Raw genomic sequence first — 24904 nt, 5'->3', positions numbered from 1 at the left:
ATCACCATTGGCTAAAAAAGAGTTCCATAACAAAAAAAATCAATTGCGATTGCCCTGTTATAGTCCCTGCCACCCTTGCCATGGGAAACCGAATCGTGTATAAAAATACAAATGGAAACTCAAATTAAAGCCCGGGTTCAAGCAGAGATGCTGGCCAACAAGGTCAAAAAAAGATACAAGCATTTACGAAAACGCTATGCTCGACAAAACCTTGAGGTTTTCCGGCTCTATGACTGGGATATCCCCGATATCAGGGCCGTGGTGGACTGGTATGGGGGCCACCTCATCATTGGCGAATACAGCCGGCAACAATCGACGCCTGACTGGTTGCCCCTCATGGGATCGGCCGTGGCCGCTGCCTTAAATGTCCCCACAGAAAAACTCCATCTCAAAATCCGCAAATCCGGTATTAAAGAAGGGACCCGGTACCAACGCCTCAACCATACCAACCAGAAAATCCCCATGTGGGAGAGGCAATTGCAATTTTATATCAACCCCAGCGATTATGTGGACACCGGACTTTTCTCCGACCATCGAAATACAAGACAACGGGTGGGGAAAATGGTCAACGACAAGGATTTTCTCAATCTCTATTGTTACACCGGCGCCTTTACCTGTTATGCCGCCAAAGGCGGTGCCCGCTCCACCCTGTCCGTGGACCGGTCTGAAACCGCCATCACCTGGGCACGGGAAAATTTGGAACTCAACAAGCTGACCGATCCCCGGCATACCCTGGTCCAGGAAGACACCCTTGATTTTCTGGCCAAGGCCAAATGGCGAAACCTTTCATTTGACCTGGCCGTAGTGGATCCGCCCTCCTATTCCACCACAAAAGAGACGGAAAAACATTTTGATATTGCCCGGGACTATCCCGTTCTTCTCAATGGGGTGTTTGAGCTCATGCGACCCGGGGGGACCCTCTTTTTTTCCACCAACCACCAAAATTTTGATATGGAGACCCATCGCTTAAATGCCGAGGATATCACCGAGATAACAGATACCACCATTCCCGAGGACTATCTCACCAAGCGAAAAAAGATCCACCGATGCTGGGAGATACAGATATAATGTCCTTTGCTCCCTTTGAAAACCGGTTGTGTCGGGATATCCGCAATGATCTGGCAGAAAGTTTCCTGACAGCTATCCAGGAACGCTGTATGGAACCTGTAGATCGTACCCTCCTGGTCCTGAAGCAACAGGAACTGGCCCCCTGGCATCTGGATTATATTGACAACCGGCTGGCCCGGTACCAGACCATCCTTGCCCATTTGGAATCCATTCCAGCCGATATCTTCACCACAGCCGTCCTGCTATGGGACCAGGCGCTTTTTTTTGAATGCCATGAATGGCTGGAACCCTTCTGGATCCAGGCTCAGGGGAGGGAGAAAAAACTGATCCAGGCCCTTATTCGATCGGCGGGGACCTATGCACTCCTGGAAGCAGGGCGAACCCCCGGGGCAAAAAAAACAGCAGAAAAAGCCCTGGCATTTCTAACGGCCAACACCTCCCTCATTCCGGGCATATTCACATCAGCCCGGTTGATAGCCGCCCTTAAATCCCTGGATTCACCCCCGCCCAAATTTATGCCTTAAATTTTATTTTACCCGTTAAAAAAAAGTTACCGACAGGCTATAGCCGCCAGAAAGGGACCCCAGTCTCGTTCACCGCATCCATATCCAACACGCTTTTCACATCAATCAGGCAACCGCCTTGTCTCAGGGTTGATACCAGATCTGCCACACTTTTTTCCCTGTAAGCCCCGTGGGGAACCGCCAGAATAATGGCCCCAAGATTTGTTAATGCCTCCCAGGAACAAAGTTCCACCCCATAATATTTTTTTGCCTCTTCCGGGTCTGCCATGGGATCATGAACCATGACATCACATCCGTAGGACTCAAGCTCGGCTATGATATCCACCACCCGGGTATTTCTCAGGTCTGGACAGTCCTCTTTAAAGGTCAACCCCAGGATTCCCACCCGGGTATCTTTGATGGGCTGCCCCTGGGCAATCATCATCTTAACGGTCTTTTCCACCACGAACCGCCCCATATTATCATTGATCCTACGTCCCGCCAGAATGATCTGGGGGTTATACCCTTCAGACTCTGCCTTAAAGGTCAGGTAATAGGGATCCACCCCAATGCAGTGCCCCCCCACCAACCCTGGTGAAAATTTTAAAAAGTTCCATTTGGATCCAGCTGCCTCCAGAACATTCTTGGTATCGATGCCCAACCGGTCAAATATCAATGCCAGCTCATTCATCAAGGCGATATTCAAGTCCCGCTGGGTATTTTCAATCACCTTGGCAGCCTCTGCCTCCTTGATATTTTTTGTCCGGTGAACCCCTGCCGTTACAATGGATTCATACAGGTCTGCCACCTTTTCCAGGGTGTCTTCATCATCGCCTGACACCACTTTGACAATGCGAGTCAGGGTGTGCTCCTTGTCCCCGGGATTGATCCGTTCCGGCGAATACCCCACATGGAAATCTTTTTTCCAGGTCATGCCGGACTCTTTTTCTAAAATCGGCACGCAGATATCTTCGGTTACCCCGGGATAAACCGTGGACTCGAAAATAACAATGGCCCCCTTTTTCATGACACGCCCCACGGTTCGGGCGGCACCTTCCACAGGGGTAAGATCCGGTCTTTTGGCCTGGTCAATGGGGGTGGGAACGGCCACAATGATAAAATCGGCGTCCCCCATCATTTTGGCATCAGTTGTGGCGGTAAACTGAACCGCCCCTTGAAAGTCCTCCGAACTCACCTCTCCTGTGGGATCTCTATGGACCCGGCAATTTTCAACAATGCTGTTCTTCAGATCAAATCCAATGGTGCTGTATTTCTCACCGAAATGAATGGCCAGGGGAAGGCCCACATATCCAAGCCCCACCACGGCTATTTTGCTGTTATCGTTCATCTAAGATACTCCAAAAATAAATTATTCAGTTTTTAAATTACCTGATTTTTAAATTATCCAGTTTTCAAGTTGTCCATATACCAATTTGCTGCCAGATCAAGCCCCTCGGTCACAGAAAATTTTGGTTTATACCCCAAAAGGGTTTGGGCCTTGGAAATATCCGCCAAAGAATGCCGCACATCCCCGGGCCTAAAATCCCTGTATACCGGTTCAATTTCAGCTATCTTTCCATATCGTTTGGCCACCCGGTCCCGGATGAGATAAAACAATTGGTTCAAGGTGGTTCTTTGTCCATAGGCCACATTATACACCTGGCCCGCTGCTGCCTCATCTGTCACAAGACAGGCCCGCAGATTGGCTTGTACACAATTGTCGATATAACAAAAATCCCGACTGGTCTCTCCATCCCCGTTGATATACACCTTCTCCCCTTTGATCATGGACGAAAACCACAAGGGCATCACAGCGGCATAGCCACCATAGGGATCCTGGCGCTTTCCAAACACATTAAAATACCGAAGCCCTATGGGTTTAAATCCATAGGTCGTGGCAAACACATTTGCATACAATTCATTGACATACTTGGTCACGGCATAGGGGGACAATGGGTTCCCGATGGTGTCCTCCTGCTTTGGCAAGCCCGGGTGGTCCCCATAGGTGGAACTGGAGGCTGCATACACAAACCGTTTTACCTTTGCATCCTTTGCCCCCACCAGCATATTTAAAAATCCGGTAATATTATTTTCATTGGTAATCAGGGGATCTACAACAGATCTGGGTACCGATCCCAGAGCAGCCTGGTGAAGGACAAAATCCTGCCCCTGGCATGCAGCGGCACAGACATCCGCGGCCCTGATATCTCCTTCGATGAAGGTAAAATTTTTCCAATTTTCTTTGCCAACGGCAGCACCTGCCTGATCAAGGTTGTACTGAAACCCCGTGGAAAAATTATCAAGCCCTGTGACCTTCTGTCCAAGCCCGAGCAAGGTCTCCACAAGGTTAGACCCGATAAACCCGGCACACCCGGTCACCAGCCAATGATAAGATGTTTTCCCAAGTTCTCTTGTAACCAGTGTTTTATTCATATCCATTTTGCCACGTCCACTTCATCTTAATACTCCCATATTATTAATATAGCGCCACCCCCTGGGGCAGTTTCAATAGACCTTATTTTTGATGGACCACCTTAGTTTATTTTCCAGATACCCGTCAAGGGTCTTGTTCGTGGGAATTTTTTAATAAACCTTCGCCTTTTTGTTTAAATGTTTCCCTACATATCGGGCCAAAATCTCTGCGGTTGCCCTTGGCGGTTTCACCGAAAGGTAGTTATCGATGATGGCATGGGCGATTTCATGGGCAAGCATCTCAGCAAACAGATCTTGAACATTGAGATAAATAGTGTTGTATTCAAAAATATACCAGGCGCGAAATTCTCTTTTTTTTTTATAAATATTGAAATAAGCCCCCTGCAAAGCCGTTTTATCGGGATAGAGTTTCACAATTACGTTCATGGGTTTTCGCATATCTAAAATCAGCTGAACCTTTTCAACCAGGGCATCCATTTTTTGTATCACTTGATTTTCAAGGGCTGTTCTCTCAATCTTCATTCCTCGGAGCTTAGTTCCCGACGGTTGATGGGCGCTTAAAAAACTGGAGAAACTGTTGGCATCAGCGGAAAAGTCGATTTTTTCATCGAAAAGGTTCAGGTCCTCGATATTTTCGTAGGTCACGGTCAGGTATTTTGCTTTCAAGGTCTCCCACCTACCGGTGGTTGTATCGCCCTCCGCAGTGTGGGTCAGACCGACAGCCAGTAGATATACCCCAAAAAACCCCAGGCAAAAAAACCGCCAAAAAATATTGGGGAAAATCCTATTCAAAGTTTAAAATGGGTATTGATTTTTTCATTAAACAGGACAATTTCCCGGCGGCAGCTTTCCGGCAGGTCTTCGTTCCGTGCCAGGGCATCGGCATCTCGTTTCATATCAGACACCTTATAGTTCAGGCTATCGATCATCTTGTTCAGGGAAACGGCAATGGCCTGGAACTGATCGCCTGTCCGGATATCGATCCTACTTTTGAGGTCTCCTGTGGAAATTTTGTCAATGTCTTGTTCAAAACGGAACATGGGGCCTGCAATTTTATGGGAGGCCAGAAGGGTTGCCATGATAACAATCAGGCCGATGACCAGGGTGCTTATCAAAGTAGTGTAAATGACCGAGGGCATAATGGCAAGGGAGGTGTTCTGGATCACCAATTTTGAATTGCTAAAGGAAGAGGTCAGGGTTTCCTGGGTATTATAGAGGGTGAGACCGATGGAAATGGCCCCCCCAAGGAGGAGGATGAGGCAAAATTTTAGGATAAACCGGGTCTGAAAACCTCTGTTGATGTAAAGTTGTCTTCGTTGGATGGAGTTTGGCTTTTTCTTGCTTGGATTCATCTTATTCACCTTATTCAATCTTTCGGGCCTTGTTTTATTTTCCACTCAGGAGCGCTTTATTGACATTGACATCAGCACAATCCCTTAAACTTTTGATCCATTTTTCCAATTTTATTTCCAGCTCTTTTGATTCAAGAACACATTTAATCCCTTCTTTTTCAGCCTCAAGCGACTGGATAAAATGCGCCTTGTTTTTTAAATAATAGGCGTAGATTTCACCATCGGTGATTAAAATTTCTTTCTTCAATTCAGCGCATTTTAAATCCAGAAGATTACGAATCAGGGTGGCTTCCCAGTAGCGTTCAATGGTCTGGACAAACTCTGCTTTACTATCCAGTTTCAGTTTGGCAGCTTCCTGGATCAATAGTTCCTTTCGAACCAGATAGTTAATAAACTGATCCCGGGTGTCTGTTGTCAAATCCATCTCCGGGTCAGCATAGGACTCAGCCTTTATCAACTCATTGAATTCTGCCAGGGAAATTTTACTATTATTAATCTGAAGGACGATATCATTTTTTTCGGAACCAGTGGTTGAACCGCACCCCATGAAAAGAGAAGACAGGATAAAACAAAAAAACAAGACCGTAAAAACAGACAGGGCCCATGTGCCAGCATGATTTCTCATTATATAAATCCTTTTTCCCAGACCGCGGGAGTTGCCCGGGATATTTGTCAAAGCCCCATCAATTTTATTCGTTTTTAGGATTAAAAATTTCAGGTTTTCCCGTGGCGTAATAGTTGACCATTGCATCTTTGTCATCCACCACCGTAACATTGACCAATTCCCCCGGTAAAACTGTCTCTGATTTCGGCTGGGTGGCCTTGGCCAATTTCCAGGCATACCGCCAGGTGGTGACGTCTGAATCCAGTGGTTTGTCCTCCAGGCCGGGAGAATACTCGGTTACCAACTCACCCTCAACCAATTGCTGGAACCTTACCCGATACCCCTTGGGTTTGGTTATCCAGCCCTCTGATATGCGTTTCAAGCCTTCGGCTAATTTCATCTTTTTCTCTCCTTTCCTTACAACACTTCCGGGCTTTAGCCGTTTTCTTGGCTGGGGGGTGTCTCCAGGTCATTCCTGTGGTAAACATTCATCTGAGGATAGGCAAATCTAATGGATTCGGCATCAAATCTGAGTTTTGTTTTTTCCTGCAATTCACACTTTGTGACCCAATACTTGGCGTTGTTAACCCAGCAGCGGCCGCCCAGTTTCACCCCGTTGAGACCCAGCTCCAAAACATAAACCTGGGGAGCGGGTTTGGTCAATATTCTTGCATCTTCTGTCATGACGGCTTCTATCAATTGCTTGGCCTTGAGAAGATCCTGGTCATAGCGGATGGTGACATCCACCTTAACCCGCCGGGTCTTGGTAAAATGATAATTGATGACAATATCATCCAGGATCTGCCGGTTGGGCACAAAAAAAGTCTTGCCGTCAAAGGTCCGAACTCTTGTGTTTAATATGGTAGTAGCCTCCACCTTCCCAAGCAAATCGCCGACCTTAACGGTGTTGCCAACCGTAAAGGGCAGGGTCGGAATCAAAGGCCTGAAAACCACAATCACCCCGATGACCGCAAGGACGATAATCATGATCAGCGCAATGAGGGGCCCTGGTTTTGCACCGATTTCCATTGCAGATGCCACAATGACAACACCCAGCATAAGAACCCCTACACTATTGGCGATGATGGAAATGGTGGCGGCATTCTTAGTGAATTTTGCCAACACTGTTTTCAGCACCTTGATGGCCCATTTTGTCAAAAACAGCCCCAAAATCAATATCAGTAGCGCAAGAATCAATTGAAGGCCGTGTTCTTGCATCACTTTGCCAAGTTCATGGAGTTTGGTTACCTGATCATTCATGTATCCTCGTTTCAAAAAGGTTAAAGATTATATTGTTGGATTCTATTTCATAATCAAATAGACTTTTTGTGTCAAGAAAGGATTTGTTAAAAGCGAAAAGACCGGAAGATGTGAGGCTTCCGGTCTTTTGTCATCGCCAGGGAAAAAGCCGATGGCTTATAGGTTCAATGGGTCGCTTATCTGACCAATATCTTATGGCTGGTAATAAGGGTTTCCACCACATCCGGATCCGCTAAAGTGGAGATATCCCCCAGCTGATCAAATTCGTCCGTGGCAATTTTCCTCAGGATCCGGCGCATGATTTTGCCGGACCTTGTCTTGGGCAGGGCCGGCGCGAAATTAATCACATCCGGCGTAGCAATGGGCCCGATTTCTTTTCGGACATGGGCCTTTAGCGAGGCCAAAAGCGCATCCGATGGTTCTGAACTGATCATGAGGGTAACAAAGGCATAAATCCCCTGGCCTTTAATGGCATGGGGATACCCGATAACGGCGGCTTCCGCCACTTCAGGATGACTGACCAGGGCGGATTCAACTTCGGCCGTGCCCATGCGGTGGCCGGACACATTGATCACATCATCCACGCGGCCTGTGATCCAATAATAACCGTCTTCGTCCCTGCGGCAGCCATCCCCTGCAAAATAATAGCCGTCAAACATCTGAAAATAAACTTTTTCAAACCGATCATGGTTGTTGTACACAGTGCGCATCTGTCCGGGCCAGGGTTCTTTCAGGGCCAGGATACCGTCACAGGCACCTTCCAACACCTCTCCCTGCTCACTGAGTAGTACCGGAGAGACAGAAAAGAACGGCAGGGTAGCGCTTCCGGGTTTCTGGTCAATGGCATAGGGCAGGGCAGATATCATAATACCGCCGGTTTCTGTCTGCCACCAGGTATCCACAATGGGACAACGTTCTTTGCCCACATGTTTGTGGTACCAGCGCCAGGCTTCAGGGTTGATGGGCTCGCCAACTGATCCCAGCAGCCTCAGGGAAGAAAGATCATATTTTTCAACCCAGCGTTCACCCTGGGCCATGAGGGCCCGGATGGCGGTGGGAGCTGTATAAAACTGATTCACCTTCCATTTGTCCACCGTGGCCCAGAAACGTCCGGGATCCGGATAGGTGGGCACCCCTTCAAACATGAGACTTGTGGCCCCCTGGGACAGGGGGCCATAGACGATATAAGAATGGCCGGTGACCCAACCGATGTCAGCCGTGCACCAATAAACGTCATTGTCATGGTAGTCAAAGATGTATTTAAATGTCACCCCGGTATAGACCATATAACCGCCCACATTGTGCTGAACCCCTTTGGGAGTACCCGTGGACCCTGAGGTATAAAGAATAAAAAGAGGATCTTCGGCATCCATCCATTCCACGGGGCAGTCCTGGGATTCTTTTGCAGCGGCTTCATGCCACCAGACATCTCTGTCTGGATACATTTCAACTTGGGAACCGGTGCGCTTGACCACAAAGCAGCATTCAACGTCATGCCCTTGTTCTTTGCACAGGGCCATGGCAGTATCGGCAGCACCCTTAAGGGGAACAGCCTTTGCACCCCGCATGACGCCGTCGGCGGTCACCACCACCTTGCAAAGACTGTCCAAAATCCTGTTGGACAGCGCTTCTGCCGAAAAACCACCAAATACAATACTGTGAATGGCACCGATTCTGGCACAGGCCAGCATGGTCACGGCCAGTTCCGGAATCATGGGCATGTAAATGGCCACCCGGTCTCCCTTGACAACACCTTTGGCTTTCAGGGCATTGGCAAACCGGCAGACTTTTTCGTGAAGCTGTTTGTAAGATATTTCAAGATCTTCCCCCACATTATTGCCCTCCCAGATAAAAGCGGTCTGATCCCCCCGGGTTTCAAGATGGCGATCCAGGCAATTATAGGAGATATTGGTCTTTGCGTTTTTAAACCATTCAATAAAGACTGGCCCCTTGGAGATGGAAAAATTATAATCTCTGACCTTGTCCCATCGGCGTTCCCAATAAAACTGGTCTGCCATTTTGGCCCAGAAGGTTTCCGGATCTTCAATGGATTGCTGGTACAATTCTTTGTACTCATCCATGCTTTTTACCCAGGCATTTTCGCGGTGCTCATCATCTGCGTGAAATTTGAATTCGCTCATAATTGCTCCTTTTCAATTTTAAGAATTTGCACTTGGCGTTTCAATATTTGGGTGTTGCTTTATTTGACATTCATTTTTTCAGGCACCGGGATACCGATAAACGTTTCTTTTTCCACCGCTGCCACCGGCGCCTTTGTCATCAAGGCCAGAACCGCTCCCAGTAAAAGGAGTCCTGCGGCCAGAATATAAGCTATCCTGGGACTTTGGGTATAGGCAACGATCATCTGGGAGACCCGAGGGAAGATAAATCCGCCCACGCCCCAGGCAGAGAAGACCAGGCCGTAGTTGACCCCAAAATTTTTCAATCCGAAAAAATCCTTGGTGGCCGAAGGGAACAAAGAAAGGTTCGTCCCGTAATTAAACCCGATCAGGGTGGCGGCGATAACAAGGAGGACAATCTGTGCCGGCGTAATAAAAAGGAGGGAAAAAATTACAATGGCCTGGGCCGTCATCATGATAAAAAGCGTGTTGGCCCTGCCGATTTTATCGGACAAAATTCCTGCCACTACCCGGCCCGATGCATTCCCAACCGCCATGAGAGCGACCACCACCCATGCCATGGAACCCATACCCGATTTTGCCATGCCGGCAACACCGCCGATGATCATGAGGCCTGCGCCAGATCCCACACAAAAAATGAGCCAGAGTTTATAAAAAGTACCGGTTTTCATCATTTCACTGGGGGAAAAATTCACAGTCACAGGAGCAGCCGAGGATGTCTTTGATACGGCATCTGGGTGAACATAGCCCTCGGGTGGATTCACCAAAAACTGGGCCAGAAAAGAAACTACAAACAAAAAGGCCACGCCAAAGATAAGCATGGACTGACTTAGACCAACTTTTCCGATCAAAAACGTCCCCAAGGGCGCGATATAAACGGAAGCCAGTCCAAACCCCGCCACAACGATCCCAGCGATCATACCGGTCTTTGCCGGGGGAAACCATTTAATGGCAGGGGGAGTAGCGGATGCATAGCCAAAGCCCAGCCCCATGCCCATGAGAACACCGAATCCTAGAATCCAAATGATCCAGGAGGTGGAAAATGCAATGAGAATCAGGCCTGCCCCGGTCAAAAGCCCCCCGATCACAGCCGTAACCCTGGGGCTTGTCTTGTCTTGAACCCGGCCGGCAAAGATCATGGCAAAGGCAAAAACCAGGCAGCAGACGGCATAGGGATCATTGAGGGAGGCCATGCTCCAGTTATACACCCCATCTCCGGCAAGGATGGATTCTTTGATGGTCATTTTAAAGATACTCCATGTATAGAGTATACCCAACGCCAGGTTAATGCCCAATCCTGCAAATGTAACGCGCCAGCCAAGGTTTTTAATCTCATTCATTTTAATTCTCCTTTAAAAATGCAGAGTCGATTACAGAGCTTTTGGATGGGGTAATCTTCCTACAAAAAATAATTGCCATTCATTTAGTACAATTAAAATATTAGCAATCCTTGTGCCGACGGCACAATTAAGATATATCTATCTGTTTTTACACTGTATTTATGATTTATTTTAGGAATAGTATTTTCTTTATTTTTACAACTTTAGTTGTAAAAATAAAGAAAATACCCAAGGAATGGGCTAAGGATAGGAAAGGGAGGTCTCCCCCACAACAAAAATTGTGAATACAACTTTTGTTGTGGGGCTGTTTTGAACTAGTTCTCCCCTGACTTTAACTTTTTGATACGTTTACTCAAGGCCTGCTGGGAGATCCCCAAAATCTTCGCCGCCGCAGACTGATTGCCGCCGGTCTGCTTGAGGGCCTTTTCGACCAACTCTCTGGAGGCCTCCTTCAGGGTGGGAAGATCCAACAGGGTCTCCCCTTTGGGGTTTAAACTGCTATTCGGGGCCAGCCCCTTGAACAGATCCGGGGAAAATCGTCCGCGTTTATAACGGGAAATTGCATCGTGAATCATGGACTTAAGCTCCCGGATATTCCCTTTAAAGGGATAAGCTTCCATTAATTCTATCAGATTTTTGGGAATGTCGGGAATGGGCTTGTCCAGCTCAGTTGCCGCTTTGCAGGCAAACCTATCCATGAGCAGGGGCAAATCCAAAAGTCTCTCCCGCAGGGGCGGCAGGGTCAGGGTATGGGTGGACAGGCGGTAGATCAAATCTTTTCGAAATTTTCCTTTTTTTTCGAGAGCCCATAGGTCCAGATTGGTGGAGGCCAGTATCCGCACATCTGATTTGCGGGTCCTATCAGATCCCAGTGGCAGGTACTCTCCTTCCTGAAGCAGCCGGAGGAGTTTGACCTGGGAAGACAACGCCAAATCCCCAATCTCATCCAAAAACAAAGTTCCTGCGACTGCCTGTTCAATAAGACCGGGCCGGGCCTTGTCCGCCCCGGTAAAGGCACCGGCCACATGGCCGAAAAGGGTATCGGAAAAAACATTATCGTCTAATCCGGCCACATTGACCTTGACCAACTTTCCCTTGCGCCGGCTTAAACTATGGATGGACTGACAGATAAGTTCCTTTCCCACACCGGTTTCCCCGAAAATCAACACCGGCTGGGATGAGGGTCCGATGGCTTCCACATAGTGGAAAATGGAATGCATTTTCTTGTCCTGGGTGATGATGTGCCGGAAGGCTTCAGGATTTTTAATCTGGGAAAAAAGATCCTTGGGAATCCCTTTTTTATCTGCGGTAAGATTCTCATAATCCAGGGCCAGGTTCACGGCAGCCAGCAACCGCGCTTCTTCAACCGGTTTCACCACATAGTCCAGGGCCCCTATTTTCATACACCGGACAGCCGTGTCCACATCAATGGCACCGGTGAGGACAATCACGGGAATCCGGGGCCAGGTTTTCCGGATAATCTGGAGCAGACGGCCGCCGTTGATATGAGGCATGTTCAGGTCCAGGAGGATAAGCCTTGGAATCTGACGTTCCATCAAACGGATCACATCCCGGGAATCGCTTACGGTGATGATATTGTCAAACCCGGCCATTCTAAGGGTGGTGTCCACCGCCACAAGAATTTCAGGTTCATCATCCACTATAAGGATGGGTCTTGCATCATTCTTTTGTTGACCTGATTTTTGTTGATCCATTTTTTGGTGGTCCACGTTTTGTTGATCCGCCATTTTAATGATCCGCCATTTTAATGGTCCGCCATTTTAATGGTCCCGGGAAATTATTTTTTATATTCCTATCTATAGATTATTTTAGGATGCAGGGCAAGAGGATCCTGGCAGTCAATCCCCGGCCCGGGGGAGAAGAAAATTCCAGCAGGCCGCCATGGTCACTGACAATTTTATCGGAAATGGAAAGACCGAGGCCGGTACCGCCCTCATCCCTGCGGGTGGTAAAAAACGGGTCCTTCATCTTTTTCAGGTCTTTTTCAGTAACCCCGGGACCTGTGTCTGTCACTTCAATGATCACAAAAGCTTTCTGATCATTAAAGGTGGTTTGTACATGGATGGATTGTTCCGGCTCAATGGCCTGCCCGGCATTCACCAGCAGATTGATCATCACCTGCTGCAGCTTTCCAAAACTGCCCCGGATCATTGGCAGATCTTTACCATAGGTCACGGACAAACAAGCGGTGGATTTTTTAAGAATGGCCGCGGTCAGGTCCAGGGACTTTTTCACCACCTGATTCACGTCGATTTCATGGTCCATCCGGGCCCCCGTAGACCGGGAAAAATTTTTGAGTTCTGAAATAATCCCCTTAATCCGGGCAGACCCGTCCTGGATGGCAGACAGCATCAACCCGATGCGGTTTCTCAATTCAGGGTAGCCCATGTTGCAAATCCTATCGCTGGGATTATCATGAAAATGGATATCCAAAATCGGGAGAAACGCATCCCATGCCTTCTTCAAATTAGGGGCATTGAGCATGAGAGAAGTGGCAGGATTATTAATTTCATGGGCAACACCAGCCACAAGGATGCCAAGGGAGCTCATCTTATCGGCCTGGATCAGCTGTTTTTCCCGCAGGCGTGACCGGGCCATGGCGCCTAACCGTTCTTTTTCCGCAACTGCCGCGGCCCAGATAATATAGGCGGACAACAGCAAGACAATTCCCATGATACAAAGACAGGTCCAAGTGAGGTGACGGGTGATGGTCAAAATCTCGGCCCGAACATCTTCCACATATATCCCGGTACCAATGATCCAGCCCCAGGGTTCAAAGGCTTTTACATAAGAAATTTTCGGGACAATCCTGGCGGAATCTTCCTGCCACTGCCACAAATAATCCACAAACCCGGCCTTGTTTTCTTTTGCCATATTCACCACTTCCACAAACAAGCGTTTACCGGCAGGATCTTCAAATTCGGTGACATCCTGCCCCACAAGATCCGGGCGGTAGGGATGCATGATCATGACAGGTGTCATATCATTGATCCAGAAATAATCCTTGAGATCCGGCCCATAGCGCAATTGCGCGAGATGATGGATGGCAGCGTCCCTGGCCGCAGCCTCCGAAAGGATTCCAAGGCGGGCTTGTTCATGGTAGAGACCAAGGGTACTCCATGCCGTTTCAGTCAAATGCATGATGGCCTGCCGTTTCCCCTCCATCATATTTTTTTCCAGCAAGGGAATGATCAGCAAAAAAATAGTCATGATAAAAAGGATCAGGGTCAAGGCCACGGGGATAATGATACGGACAGGCAACGCCTGCCTTGCGATCGGAGTCTTATTTGATTCTGGCACTATTTGTCCTCCCCGGCCTGTTGAATGATGCGCCCTGTTTTTTGAATAATCAAACCCTGGGCGTGTGTCAAGTGCTTTTATGACCCGGGGCAATCCTAGGCAACCTAGGAAAAACTACGCCTTGACTTGTGAAACAACCCTTTCTATCATCAGTTTCTATGATCAATTTCTATGATCGGAGCCAAACCTGAGAAAAGGAGCCCCATGTATAAACTTATAGGAAAAAACAATAGCGTTAACTACGGCTGCATTGATGAACCCATTGAATGGAATTATACAAAATTTAAACTTTTTGATTTTTTCAATCGAGAGATCAAAGGATTTAAAAAGAAATTTGCCTATCATCAATTTAATTATGTGGGCATCACTGCCGGAGACTATATCCTTGGATTTGCCACGGTGGATCTGGGATATTTATATAATGTGTTTGCCTTTATCTATTGCAAAGACCAGGGGATCATATTTGAGTCCGATGATAAAGCCTTGGGGTTATCCAATAAAATGAATTTCCCCAGAAATCCCGACAATTATCTGACCACCTTTAAATCAGGAAAAACATCTGTTCTGGTGGAAAAGAGCCATGAACGAGGCATCTTAAATATTGATTGTAATTTTAAAGATCGGCTCAAATTCAAAGGCTCTTTTTTGTTTTCAATAGAATCCCATCAACCCCTGAGGGTTTTAAATCCCAATGTTCCCACCCGATTTACCTATACGGAAAAGTGTTCCCCCTTGACAACAACTGATTTTGAGCTTTCTCTGGATGGCAATCCCCTGGTATATGAAATGGATAAGGTGGTGGCGATCTATGATTGGTCAGGGGGATACCTGGGCCGGGAAACCAATTGGTATTGGACCGCCTTTGGTGCGATACTGCACGATAACACAAGCATCGGCGCAAATTTTGCCGCCTTTACAAATGAGACCTATTTTTCAGAAAATGCCTTCTGGATTGATCACACGAGAACACGTGTCAACAGAGTCATATACGATTTCAATGAACAGGCCCCCTATGAGAGCTGGCATATTTATGACGAGGCCCGAACCATGGACATACGCTTTACCCCGGAAGGAGAAAGGAATGATAAAATGAATGGGGGGCCGCTTGTTAAAATGATCTTCCGCCAATTTGTGGGAACCTTTGATGGGTTTTTCAAACCGGAAAACAATAAAAAAATCGTTTTCAAAGGAATAAAAGGATTTTGTGAAATCCATAGAGCAATTTGGTAATCGCCCATCTCAAAAAAAAGGTCCTGGTATTCTCTGTTTTTTTTTATTATTAGAGGTACTGTATTTTATAACCTCGTCCCATCCCAGGATTAAATGGGCCATGGGCGTACAATGATTGAACAGGAAAGATAGCCCCATGTTGAAAATATTAATGGTAGGAATGGGTGGTTTTGCCGGCGCCATTTGCAGATACCTTGTCTACGAAGCAACCCTCATTTTTTATAAAGGATCCTGGCTCCCCCTGGGCACGGTTACGGTCAATATTTCAGGCTGTTTTATCATCGGTCTTCTGGGGGGGATGTCTGAAACCCGGGAGATCTTTACCCCTGAAATCCGGGCGTTAGTCTTTGTCGGATTTTTGGGCGGATTTACAACTTTTTCCTCTTTTGGGTATGAAATCTTTTTTTTGGCAAGGAACGGCCAGACAGGTGCAGCCATAGCAAACCTTATGCTCCAGATAATTCTGGGTCTTTCGGCGGTTTGGGCAGGATTTGCCCTCTCCAGATTTTTATAAAAGAACCCTGGGCACCGGCAACACACATTCCCAACATCTCAAATGGATTTAGGAAAAAAATATCTGTCTTGAAAAGAAAATGACTTAGCAGTATAGATAAAGGCCAACTACTAATTTTTGGAATTAAACATATTACCCCATGAAAAATAATGCTCCCCATCACTTTCCAATCCAGATTTATTACGAAGATACAGATCATTCCGGTGTGGTCTATCATGCCAATTATCTAAAATTTTTTGAGCGCGCCAGGGAAGATATCATTGGCGTCACAACCCTTGCAAAAATGTGGCATGAGCACACGATCGGATTTGCCGTTTATAAAACAAGTTTGGGCTTTCATGACGGTGCTGTATTTGGAGACCTCTTAGACATCCGAACCACCTGGGAAAAACAAGGAAACTATCGCATTGTTTTTTTCCATGAGGCATGGCGGCCAAAGGGAGAAAAACCAGCTGTATCCTGCACCCTGGAACTTGTCTGCCTGGGTGCTGAAAAAAAACTCATGCCCATTCCTGATCTTGAATTTCTGGATTAATCATATAAAGCCCGGAATAACATCCCGAAATATTGGTTTTAAACAGAGTGTGCCTGGGCATTATTTTTGTTACCCGCCAGCCATAAATCTTAATAACATCTTGTAATATCTGCTAAAAAACCTTTCCAAGATCAGGCTATTCAAATCACCTATATATTAGTAAACACTAATTGAAATTTTCTATACAAAACATTGACAGCCTTACTATCCCTTTATATACTGCCCTATTAATTTTCAAGCCCGCGGGGGGAATGATCTCCTGCGGAAACACGTGTGAAAGTTAGACTTTTAACAGCATCAAGGAGGTGCCCGTGAAAGACGAACAACAGTTGCCGGAAGTGCAACAAAAAAAAGCAGGAGTTTCCAGGAGGAACTTTCTGAAAACCGTTACTGGAACAGTCGCCGGAATCGGTATTTCTCAAGTCATCAATCCTGCACTCATCCAAGCCCTTGAAAAAGGTCTGAAACGACATCCGGTTCTCTGGGTTCAGGGTCAGGGATGTACCGGTTGTTCAGTATCGTTATTGAACAGTGTTTCCCCTCCCATCGCCGATGTCCTTCTCAAGGTTATCAGCCTGCAATTCCATCCCACGATTGGAGCGTGTGAAGGTGAACTTGCAATGGAACACCTGTATGCAGTAGCAGAAGAATACAAAGGCAGATTTTCCCTTGTGGTTGAAGGCGCTATTCCCACAGCCGCAGAGGGCAAATACTGCGTCATCGGTGAAATGAACCACAAAGAAATCACCATGGTCGATGTCGTGAAAGACCTGGGCGCCATTGCAGGCTCTGTCCTTGCCATTGGTACCTGCGCAGCCTATGGCGGGATCCCGGCGGCAAAAGGAAATGTAACAGGCGCCACCGGCGTGATGGATTTCTTTAAAACCCAGGGCATTAAAACACCTGTGGTCAACATTCCGGGTTGCCCCTCCCATCCGGACTGGATTGTCGGAACCATCGTTCATCTCCTGGAAAAAGGAATTCCCGAACTGGATGAAGTCGGACGGCCCACACTTTTCTTTGGCGAAAATATCCATGACAACTGCCCCAGGCTTCCCCTGTATGAGGCAGGTGAAATGTCTGCCACCTTGTCTGACCCCAAAGGCTGCCGGATGGATCTGGGTTGCAAGGGTCCTAACACCTATGCGGACTGCTATAAGAGAAAATGGAATAGCGGCCTGAACTGGTGCGTGGACAATTCCGTTTGTATTGGTTGCGTTGAGCCAGATTTTCCCGACGGCTCATCCCCCTTTTATGAACCCGCTTAATTCCGCAAATTTTCGCAATCTAAGGAGATTTTATTATGGCAGGCTGTAAACCACAGGCTGAACCGGCAGGAGCCGGCAAGAAAGTTAAGATCAGCATTGATCCTGTTTCCAGGATTGAAGGGCATCTTAAAGCAGAAGTTACCGTAAAGGGCGGTGTGGTCGTTGATGCACGAGTATCCGGCGGCATGTACCGCGGTTTTGAACAAATATTAACCGGAAGAGACCCAAGGGATGCCACCCAGATTACCCAGAGAATCTGCGGTGTTTGCCCCACAGCCCATGCCACAGCATCGGCTTTGGCCCTTGATGATGCCTTTGGCGTTGAATTGACAGATAACGGAAGAATCGCCAGAAACCTGATCCTGGGAGCTAACTTTCTCCAGAGTCATATCCTGCATTTTTATCATCTGGCAGCCCTTGACTATGTAAATGGTCCTGAGACAGCTCCCTTTATCCCCAGATACAAGAACAATGATGTCCGGGTTTCCAAAGAGGTCAATGACGTGGCCGTCGGGCAATATCTTGAAGCCCTTGAAATGAGAAAAGTCCTCCATGAAATGGTAGCGCTTCTGGGCGGCAAAATGCCCCATGTCGCGGGTATTGTTGTGGGCGGCTCCACGGAAATTCCCACCCGGGAAGCCCTGGATGCCTATCTTGTCCGCTTTAAAAAGGTAAAAGAGTTTATCATCAATAAATATGTTCCCATTGTGTATCTTCTGGCAGGTCCCTATGGGGATCTTCTCAAAGAAGGCGTGGGCCATAAAAACCTGGTTTCCTGGGGTGTTTTTCCCCTGGACAACAAGGGCAATACCCTTCTCAAACCAGGTGTTTACACCGATGGAAAGGATTATAAAGTAGATCCTTCCATGATCAAGGAACATGTAAAACATTCATGGTTTAAAGATTCAACAACCCAGCTGAACCCCACCGTGGGACAAACTCTGCCAGATCCCTACAAAGATGGCGCCTACAGTTTTATCAAGGCCCCGAGATACAATGGCAAACCCCATGAAGCAGGTCCGTTGGCAAGAATGTGGGCCACCAATCCCGAGTTGTCCAAAATCGGCCAGGACACCCTGGGTGTTAAAAACTTCCGTGATATCGGAGATGCAGCCTTCTCCACCCTTGGCCGCCACGTGGCAAGGGCTGAAGAAACAGCATTGGTTGCCATTGCGATGGAAGACTGGATCGCTCAGGCCCAGCCGGGCAAGGAAACATTTGTTCCCACACCCATCCCCAAAAACGCAGAAGGCCTTGGCATGACAGAAGCCCCCCGGGGTGCATTGCTCCACTATGTGGACATCAAAGATTCTGTCATCGCCAACTACCAGATCACCTCTGCCACCATCTGGAATGCCAATCCCAGAGACGATAATGGCGTGAGAGGCCCCATTGAGGAAGCCCTGGTAGGCGTTTTGGTTCCCGATATTGAAAATCCGGTGAATGTGGGGCGGCTTATCCGCTCCTACGACCCCTGACTGGGTTGTGCCGTCCACGTGCTGGACGCAGACACTGGCAAAGAAATTAAAGTAGAAGTACCGCTTTAATTTAAAAGTTTAAGAAGAGTAACCCCTTGGGAGGATGTGAAATTGCATTCCCCCCAAGGGGTTCTATAAAAAAAACTATCAGCAGGAAACGAAAAATGAAAAAACTACTGGTTATAGGCGTTGGCAACACCCTTATGATAGATGAAGGTTTTGGGGTTCATGCCATCTATGAATTCTGGAAAGAACGGGACGATTGGGATGAAACCCTGGTGGATTTTGTTGACGGTGGTACCTTTACCCAGGATATTTTTTATCTGTTTGAAGAATTTGAAAACATTCTGGTCCTTGATATTGTCAGGGCTAACCAAGAACCGGGTACTATTTTCAGCCTGGAAGAAGATCAATTAAGAAAAGAAGAAAAACAGATGCTCTCCCTCCATGACGTTGATCTTCTGGACTCCTTGGGCATGGCCCAGATGCGCGGCCACAGGCCCTATCTTCGGGTAATCGGTATTGAACCCAAAGAAATAAACTGGGGAACCGAATTGACTCCAGAACTTAAAAAAGCACTCCCCGACTATTTAGAAATCACCCGAAAACATATCCGGGAAATTCTGGCCACCTCAGACCAGACGACATAGGCCAGGATCTATCCCAGGATCTATCCCAGGATCTATCCCAGCACCCCAAGTTTAAAAGGGAAACTCCTTTTACAAGCTTAGAAGGGCCCCCAGAACGAAAGTTCCAAAGGGCCCGCTAAAAACCCCCCGCTAAATTTTAGCGACAGGCCTATCAATATTTCGGGTCAATATTTTCGGGTCAATATAGGATCAACAAATTCGAGGGAGCTGCTCTCCTGTGAGCATGTCCACAATTCTGGAACCGCCGATAAGGGTTTCCATAAATACTCGGCCAGGCTCCTTGTCCGTTACCTCTCCGATGATCACGGCATCCTTTCCGAATTCGTCTTGCTGAATAATTTCCAATACATTCTGGGCATCTTTTTCCGGTACAAAGGCGATCAATTTTCCCTCGTTGGCAATATAAAGGGGATCAAATCCCAACAGTTCACAGGTACCCCGAACCGCACCCTTTATGGGCAGACAGGACTCAAAAATTGTCATTCCCACACCCGACTGGACCGCAATCTCGTTGAGGGTGGTGCCAAGTCCGCCCCGGGTGGGATCCCGCAGTACATGAATATCATACTCCGAAGTCATCATCGACTGGACCATTTTATTTAAAGGGGCGGAATCTGTTTGAATATCAGAATCAAATTGTAACCCTTCCCGGGTGCTGAGCACGGTGATCCCATGGTCGGCAAGGGTTCCGCTGACAATGATCTTGTCCCCGGGCCTGGCATTGCTGCCCGACACATTGACCCCCGGGGCAATCACACCGATCCCGGAAGTATTGATAAAAATTTTATCCGCCTTGCCCCGGGGCACCACCTTGGTGTCACCGGTGACGATTTTCACCCCGGCCTTTCTGGCAGCCCCTGCCATGCTTTCCAGGATGATTTTTAAATCTGAAAGGGGCAGCCCCTCTTCGATGATCAGCCCCACGGAAATATATTGCGGAACAGCCCCGCACATGGACACGTCATTGATGGTCCCGTTGACCGCCAGATCACCGATATTGCCCCCGGGGAAAAAAATGGGTTCCACCACATAGGAATCCGTTGAAAAAGCAAGTTGCCCCGCCCCCACCGTCAAAATTGCCCCGTCATCTTGTTTGGCCAGCTCCGAATTGTGGAACAGCGGCAGTATCAGTTCTGAAAACATAGAATGGGAGATTTTACCCCCGGACCCGTGATCCAATAAAACTTTATCGTTCTTCATAATTATTCCTAAATATTTTTTTCCTATTTATTTAACCGTTAACTATATCTGTAAAAGGCGGCACAAGACCCTTCGCTGGAAACCATGCAAGGCCCCACCGGGGTCATGGGGGTGCACTGTTTCTTGTAAAGCTTGCACTCCTCGGGGGTTTTCAACCCCATGAGGATCTGGCCGCAGGCACATCCAGGCGGTTCCGGTACATCGGGCATATCCATATTAAATTTTTTGGCTGCATCAAAGGCCTTAAACTCCTCTTTCAGGCTCATACCGCTGGAAGGAATCTCACCGATTCCCCGCCAGGTGGCATCACAAAGCTCAAACACCTGATTTAAAATCGCCTTGGCCTTGAGGTTGCCATCGTCGGACACCGCACGGGTATAGCCATTTACCAGGGCCTTTACCCCTGTTTCATTCTGCTCGATGAGAAGAAGAACAGAATTGAGAATATCAAGGGGTTCAAACCCGGTAATCACCGAAGGTATATTATATCGCTCAAAGGTCTCCCTATAAGCATTGGTGCCAGTGATCACAGACACATGGCCGGGCAGGATAAATCCGTCGATCTTAACCCCATCAGTTTCCATGAGAGCAGCCAGGGCCGGAGGCGTCAGCTTATTGGCCGAATAGATAGAAAAGTTATTTACACCCTCCCCACGGGCAGACAAAATAGCGGCGGCAATGGTGGGAGTGGTGGTCTCAAACCCCACCGCGCAAAAAACCACCTCTTTGTCTAAGTTTTCCTTTGCAATGGCCACGGCATCAAACACGGAGTAGACCATTCTGACATCGGCCCCTTCAGCTTTTTCCTTTGATAGACTGGAACCAGACCCCGGCACCTTCATCAAATCCCCAAAGGTGGTAACAATCATATTTTCTTTTCTTGAAAATTCTACAAAAGCATCAATATCCCGCTGGGCCGTTACACAAACAGGACAGCCGGGGCCGGATAAAAGGGTGATATGATCGGGCAGCACACTTCTGATACCATTTTTAAAAATAGACATGGTATGGGTGCCGCACACCTCCATAAACCGTAACTTTTTATGACTTATGGCCTGGATTTTTTTTACTAAACTCCGTGCCAGATCCGGATCCCTGTACTCATCTATATATTTTAAGCTCATTATTCCTTTCCTCAGGTTAACCCCTTTGCTCTGGAGTGGTTGTGGCAGCTGCCACCAATGCCTGACCCAGGCAAATTCCCCCGTCTCCCGTGGGAACCTTTGTATGGGTGTATACGGTAAATCCCTGGTTTTCAAGCCCAGAAATGGTGTTATTTAATACAAGGGTGTTGTTAAATACCCCGCCGGACAAAACTGCCGTTTTAATGCCGGTATCCTGTTTTACCCTGGAAGCCGCAGCCACAAACCCCTTGACCAGGGTGTTGTGAAACCCGTTGCTGATCTCCCCGGGAGTGTGATCCTTTTTCACATCCTGAACAATTTCCCGGATACAGGGCATCATGTCAATCTCATAATAGGGGAAAGAATCGGAAGACGCTTCCTTTTGACTTTCAATTAGATCAAAGGAATAGACTCGCCCGTTTTTGTTGCCCTCCAGGCCCCCGGAAGCGACAGCAGCAGCTTCAAGCACCATGGCAGCCTGACCTTCATAGCTGACCCTGTGACAAAGGCCAACCAGGGAAGAAACCGCATCAAACAATCTGCCTGCACTGGAGGTTAAAGGGGAATTTAAATTTTTTTCCATCATCTGGCAAATAAACATCAGCTTTTTGGGGTCCATGGATCGAATAAAGGGGAAATCCAGATCCAGAAAAGAAGGGCCATGAATCTTGAACAAAACCGCCGCAGCCATACGCCAGGGTTCCATAACAGCTGCATCCCCACCGGGCATATGCACATAGGACAATTGGGCCCTTCGTGAAAACTTGCGGTGGGTGCAGACCAAAATCTCACCCCCCCAGATATGGCCATCGGTTCCAAGACCCGTTCCATCCAATGTCAGGGCGATCACCTCCTGGTCAATATGGTTTTCTCCCATGCAGGAGACGGCATGGGCGTGGTGATGCTGGACAGGGACGCAGGTGACCCCTTGGCCTTCAAGGGATCGGGCATAATCGGTGCTGTAATATCCCGGATGAAGATCATGAGCCACCAAAACCGGCTCGATTCCCAGAATTTTTTCCATGTGGTCAATGGTACGGGTATAAAACGCATAGACCTTGGGGTTGTCCAGGTCCCCTATGTGCTGACTTAAAAAGGCGTTGCTGTCCCGGGTCAGACAAATGGTACTTTTAAGGCCTCCCCCGCAGGCCAGAACAGACGGCAGCTTACGATCCAATCCAATGGGCAGGGGGGCATACCCCCGGGAACGCCGGAGAAACCTTTGTTTTCCTGCCTGAATCCGTGCAATGGAATCATCCGCCCGAAAATAAATATCCCGGTCATGGAAGAGAAAATAATCGGCAATATGGGCAAAGGCCGAAAGCGCATCCCCATTGTCAATGGAAAGGGGTTCCCCGGACCGGTTGCCCGAGGTCATCACCAGGATATCAGGTCCTTTTTCCAGAAGCAAATAATGCAGGGGTGCATAGGGCAGCATCACCCCCAGACAGCTGTTACGCGGTGCCAGATCAGGAGAAAGCCTCCCAGAATCTTTAAAATCATGCCCTTTAATATTTTTCCCCGGAACCTTCTTGGCCAGCAGCACAATGGGCCGGTGATAGGCTTGCAATAATGCCCTTTCTTGTTCATCCACAAACACATGGTCCGACAAGACAGAAACCGATGCCGCCATCAATGCAAAGGGTTTATCGGGCCGATTTTTTTTATCCCGCAGCCTTTCCACAGCCGATGTATTGGCAGCATCCACGGCCAGATGAAACCCGCCAAGTCCTTTGACGGCCAAGATCTTCCCCTGGTTCAACACCTCTGCCGCCTGGGAAAGTGCGTCGGCTGGGTCTTTGTCCAGCCGGTTTCCCCTTGGATCGGTCAGAAAAACCCTGGGGCCACAAACCGGGCAGGCATTGGGCTGGGCATGAAATCTTCGATCAAGGGGGTTGTCGTATTCTCGCTGGCAATCCTCGCACATGATAAACCCTTTCATGGATGTCTTGGGCCGATCATAGGGGACATCTTCAATAATGGTATACCGGGGGCCGCAATTGGTACAATTGATAAAAGGATATTCGTACCGCCGGTCCTCAGGATCCTGCATTTCTGCCAGACACGCATCACAGATGCTGACATCAGGAGAAATCAGGGTATTGCGAAAGTTGCTCGCCCGGCTTTTAACAATCTCAAAACAGGAAAACCCCTGGACAGGCACCTCTTGAGATTCAATCCCGGTCACAAGGGCAAGCAGGGGGGGGGTTTCATTGATGTCCCGGACAAAACTCTCCAGGCCCCTAGGACTTCCCTCCACCAGGACCGACACCCCCTTGGCAGTATTGGACACCTGACCGGTAAGATGATGGGTATGGGCCAGACCAAACAAAAAAGGCCGGAAACCAACGCCTTGAACCACACCGCTGATCTCAAGCCTTTTTGAAACGATTATTTTTTTAATTGACACCGGGTATGGGGACTAGGCCTGACCAGAATCAGCAGCCAGAATATTGCGCATATCCGTAAGTGTCTGAAGAGCGGATTCTTCATCCAGCTTACTGATGGCAAAACCGGCATGGACAATCACATAATCTCCAATTTTTGCATCTTCCAAAAGTAAAAGACTGGTTTCCCGGGTCACCCCATCCACATCCACCGTTGCTACGGTATCATTGATCTCAACAATTTTTGACGGAACTGCTAAACACATAAAATTAATCCTAAATATAGTGACACATAAACTAAAGTTTTACATTAAAACAGTTATTATAACATAAGAGAATTATGGGGCAATATTTATTTATATTTTACGGACAATTCCTCTTCTGGATCAATTTTCTAACAGATGAACACCCCTTTACAGGATAGAACATTGAGAATAAAATTTGGTTCTGGTATATAGGGTCTGTGATCAATAAATATAAAAGGACAGGTGAACAT

At 47.8% G+C, this 24904-nt stretch carries 23 protein-coding genes; 8 read left to right on the top strand and 15 right to left on the bottom strand.

The annotated features are described in order from the left end of the window. Nucleotides 1-111 precede the first annotated feature (111 nt). Nucleotides 112-1068 carry a class I SAM-dependent methyltransferase gene (locus tag ACZ45G_RS02895; protein ID WP_464175157.1) on the top strand — a complete coding sequence of 319 codons (957 nt, stop codon included), beginning with the start codon at nt 112-114 and terminating at the stop codon, nt 1066-1068. Then, complete coding sequence (locus tag ACZ45G_RS02890) at nt 1068-1592, top strand: DUF309 domain-containing protein (RefSeq protein ID WP_464175156.1); 525 nt, start codon at nt 1068-1070, stop codon at nt 1590-1592. The genes ACZ45G_RS02895 and ACZ45G_RS02890 overlap by 1 nt, the downstream gene beginning before the upstream one ends. Before the next feature lie 37 nt (nt 1593-1629). On the opposite strand, the gene ACZ45G_RS02885 is transcribed toward ACZ45G_RS02890, so the two are convergent. The 11 genes from ACZ45G_RS02885 to ACZ45G_RS02835 form a co-directional block, all read right to left on the bottom strand. Further along, entirely contained in the window at nt 1630-2919 is a 1290-nt protein-coding gene (locus ACZ45G_RS02885) for a nucleotide sugar dehydrogenase (protein WP_464175155.1), read from the bottom strand. Nucleotides 2920-2972: 53 nt separating this feature from the next. Further along, entirely contained in the window at nt 2973-4010 is a 1038-nt protein-coding gene (locus ACZ45G_RS02880) for an SDR family oxidoreductase (protein ID WP_464175154.1), read from the bottom strand. Nucleotides 4011-4154: 144 nt separating this feature from the next. Further along, nucleotides 4155-4670 (bottom strand): hypothetical protein, encoded by a 516-nt coding sequence (locus tag ACZ45G_RS02875; RefSeq protein WP_464175153.1) that lies wholly within the window; start codon nt 4668-4670, stop codon nt 4155-4157. Nucleotides 4671-4792: 122 nt separating this feature from the next. After that, nucleotides 4793-5356: a HAMP domain-containing protein gene (locus tag ACZ45G_RS02870; RefSeq protein ID WP_464175152.1), complete on the bottom strand. Its 564-nt coding sequence runs from the start codon at nt 5354-5356 to the stop codon at nt 4793-4795. A gap of 34 nt (nt 5357-5390) precedes the next feature. Further along, nucleotides 5391-5981, bottom strand: coding sequence for a SurA N-terminal domain-containing protein (locus ACZ45G_RS02865; protein ID WP_464175151.1), 591 nt, complete (start codon nt 5979-5981; stop codon nt 5391-5393). A 64-nt stretch (nt 5982-6045) separates the two neighbouring features. Next, nucleotides 6046-6360 (bottom strand): hypothetical protein, encoded by a 315-nt coding sequence (locus ACZ45G_RS02860; RefSeq protein WP_464175149.1) that lies wholly within the window; start codon nt 6358-6360, stop codon nt 6046-6048. 35 nt (nt 6361-6395) lie between these two features. After that, a complete protein-coding gene (locus tag ACZ45G_RS02855; protein ID WP_464175148.1) occupies nt 6396-7220 on the bottom strand; it encodes a mechanosensitive ion channel family protein in 825 nt (274 codons plus the stop codon). A gap of 176 nt (nt 7221-7396) precedes the next feature. Beyond that, nucleotides 7397-9361, bottom strand: coding sequence for an acetate--CoA ligase (acs, locus tag ACZ45G_RS02850; RefSeq protein WP_464175147.1), 1965 nt, complete (start codon nt 9359-9361; stop codon nt 7397-7399). A gap of 59 nt (nt 9362-9420) precedes the next feature. Beyond that, nucleotides 9421-10701 (bottom strand): L-lactate MFS transporter, encoded by a 1281-nt coding sequence (locus ACZ45G_RS02845; RefSeq protein WP_464175146.1) that lies wholly within the window; start codon nt 10699-10701, stop codon nt 9421-9423. A 314-nt stretch (nt 10702-11015) separates the two neighbouring features. Further along, on the bottom strand, nt 11016-12416 hold the full coding sequence (locus tag ACZ45G_RS02840) for a sigma-54-dependent transcriptional regulator (protein WP_464179849.1): 1401 nt from the start codon (nt 12414-12416) through the stop codon (nt 11016-11018). A gap of 109 nt (nt 12417-12525) precedes the next feature. After that, on the bottom strand, nt 12526-13965 hold the full coding sequence (locus tag ACZ45G_RS02835) for a cache domain-containing protein (protein WP_464179847.1): 1440 nt from the start codon (nt 13963-13965) through the stop codon (nt 12526-12528). Nucleotides 13966-14226: 261 nt separating this feature from the next. Between ACZ45G_RS02835 and ACZ45G_RS02830 the strand changes: the two genes are divergently transcribed. The 6 genes from ACZ45G_RS02830 to hysD all read left to right on the top strand — a co-directional run bounded on the left by ACZ45G_RS02830 (nt 14227) and on the right by hysD (nt 19697). Beyond that, a complete protein-coding gene (locus ACZ45G_RS02830; RefSeq protein WP_464175145.1) occupies nt 14227-15252 on the top strand; it encodes a DUF2804 domain-containing protein in 1026 nt (341 codons plus the stop codon). Nucleotides 15253-15388: 136 nt separating this feature from the next. Then, a complete protein-coding gene (crcB, locus tag ACZ45G_RS02825; protein WP_464175144.1) occupies nt 15389-15766 on the top strand; it encodes a fluoride efflux transporter CrcB in 378 nt (125 codons plus the stop codon). Nucleotides 15767-15905: 139 nt separating this feature from the next. Continuing rightward, nucleotides 15906-16301, top strand: coding sequence for a YbgC/FadM family acyl-CoA thioesterase (locus ACZ45G_RS02820; protein ID WP_464175143.1), 396 nt, complete (start codon nt 15906-15908; stop codon nt 16299-16301). A gap of 311 nt (nt 16302-16612) precedes the next feature. Beyond that, nucleotides 16613-17569, top strand: coding sequence for a NiFeSe hydrogenase small subunit (gene hysB, locus ACZ45G_RS02815; RefSeq protein WP_464175142.1), 957 nt, complete (start codon nt 16613-16615; stop codon nt 17567-17569). Between the two features lie 35 nt (nt 17570-17604). After that, nucleotides 17605-19047 carry a NiFeSe hydrogenase large subunit HysA gene (gene hysA, locus ACZ45G_RS02810; RefSeq protein WP_464175141.1) on the top strand — a complete coding sequence of 481 codons (1443 nt, stop codon included), beginning with the start codon at nt 17605-17607 and terminating at the stop codon, nt 19045-19047. Between the two features lie 164 nt (nt 19048-19211). Next, nucleotides 19212-19697 (top strand): NiFeSe hydrogenase maturation protease, encoded by a 486-nt coding sequence (gene hysD, locus ACZ45G_RS02805; protein WP_464175140.1) that lies wholly within the window; start codon nt 19212-19214, stop codon nt 19695-19697. 189 nt (nt 19698-19886) lie between these two features. Here hysD and hypE read toward each other — a convergent pair whose 3' ends face one another. From hypE to ACZ45G_RS02785, 4 genes are read right to left on the bottom strand one after another with little or no spacing between them, the layout of a single operon-like run. Beyond that, nucleotides 19887-20897 carry a hydrogenase expression/formation protein HypE gene (hypE, locus tag ACZ45G_RS02800; RefSeq protein WP_464175139.1) on the bottom strand — a complete coding sequence of 337 codons (1011 nt, stop codon included), beginning with the start codon at nt 20895-20897 and terminating at the stop codon, nt 19887-19889. Nucleotides 20898-20935: 38 nt separating this feature from the next. Next, a complete protein-coding gene (gene hypD / locus ACZ45G_RS02795) occupies nt 20936-22021 on the bottom strand; it encodes a hydrogenase formation protein HypD (protein ID WP_464175138.1) in 1086 nt (361 codons plus the stop codon). 16 nt (nt 22022-22037) lie between these two features. Further along, nucleotides 22038-24431 (bottom strand): carbamoyltransferase HypF, encoded by a 2394-nt coding sequence (hypF, locus tag ACZ45G_RS02790; protein ID WP_464175137.1) that lies wholly within the window; start codon nt 24429-24431, stop codon nt 22038-22040. 12 nt (nt 24432-24443) lie between these two features. Continuing rightward, on the bottom strand, nt 24444-24674 hold the full coding sequence (locus tag ACZ45G_RS02785) for a HypC/HybG/HupF family hydrogenase formation chaperone (RefSeq protein WP_464175136.1): 231 nt from the start codon (nt 24672-24674) through the stop codon (nt 24444-24446). Between the last annotated feature and the right edge of the window lie 230 nt (nt 24675-24904).

It is taken from the genome of Desulfoconvexum algidum (assembly GCF_055382125.1).
Note: the sequence above shows the minus strand (reverse complement) of the source record. Positions and strands in the feature narration are given on the sequence as shown.

Coding starts and splice junctions, on each gene's coding strand:
- ACZ45G_RS02870 (WP_464175152.1), bottom strand. CDS start 5,356: ATGAATCCAAGCAAGAAAAAGCCAAACTCCATCCAACGAAGACAACTT.
- acs (WP_464175147.1), bottom strand. CDS start 9,361: ATGAGCGAATTCAAATTTCACGCAGATGATGAGCACCGCGAAAATGCC.
- ACZ45G_RS02855 (WP_464175148.1), bottom strand. CDS start 7,220: ATGAATGATCAGGTAACCAAACTCCATGAACTTGGCAAAGTGATGCAA.
- ACZ45G_RS02895 (WP_464175157.1), top strand. CDS start 112: ATGGAAACTCAAATTAAAGCCCGGGTTCAAGCAGAGATGCTGGCCAAC.
- ACZ45G_RS02830 (WP_464175145.1), top strand. CDS start 14,227: ATGTATAAACTTATAGGAAAAAACAATAGCGTTAACTACGGCTGCATT.
- ACZ45G_RS02840 (WP_464179849.1), bottom strand. CDS start 12,416: ATGGATCAACAAAAATCAGGTCAACAAAAGAATGATGCAAGACCCATC.
- ACZ45G_RS02885 (WP_464175155.1), bottom strand. CDS start 2,919: ATGAACGATAACAGCAAAATAGCCGTGGTGGGGCTTGGATATGTGGGC.
- ACZ45G_RS02845 (WP_464175146.1), bottom strand. CDS start 10,701: ATGAATGAGATTAAAAACCTTGGCTGGCGCGTTACATTTGCAGGATTG.
- ACZ45G_RS02880 (WP_464175154.1), bottom strand. CDS start 4,010: ATGGATATGAATAAAACACTGGTTACAAGAGAACTTGGGAAAACATCT.
- hypD (WP_464175138.1), bottom strand. CDS start 22,021: ATGAGCTTAAAATATATAGATGAGTACAGGGATCCGGATCTGGCACGG.
- ACZ45G_RS02865 (WP_464175151.1), bottom strand. CDS start 5,981: ATGAGAAATCATGCTGGCACATGGGCCCTGTCTGTTTTTACGGTCTTG.
- hypE (WP_464175139.1), bottom strand. CDS start 20,897: ATGAAGAACGATAAAGTTTTATTGGATCACGGGTCCGGGGGTAAAATC.
- ACZ45G_RS02785 (WP_464175136.1), bottom strand. CDS start 24,674: ATGTGTTTAGCAGTTCCGTCAAAAATTGTTGAGATCAATGATACCGTA.
- ACZ45G_RS02890 (WP_464175156.1), top strand. CDS start 1,068: ATGTCCTTTGCTCCCTTTGAAAACCGGTTGTGTCGGGATATCCGCAAT.
- hysD (WP_464175140.1), top strand. CDS start 19,212: ATGAAAAAACTACTGGTTATAGGCGTTGGCAACACCCTTATGATAGAT.
- crcB (WP_464175144.1), top strand. CDS start 15,389: ATGTTGAAAATATTAATGGTAGGAATGGGTGGTTTTGCCGGCGCCATT.
- ACZ45G_RS02820 (WP_464175143.1), top strand. CDS start 15,906: ATGAAAAATAATGCTCCCCATCACTTTCCAATCCAGATTTATTACGAA.
- hysA (WP_464175141.1), top strand. CDS start 17,605: ATGGCAGGCTGTAAACCACAGGCTGAACCGGCAGGAGCCGGCAAGAAA.
- ACZ45G_RS02860 (WP_464175149.1), bottom strand. CDS start 6,360: ATGAAATTAGCCGAAGGCTTGAAACGCATATCAGAGGGCTGGATAACC.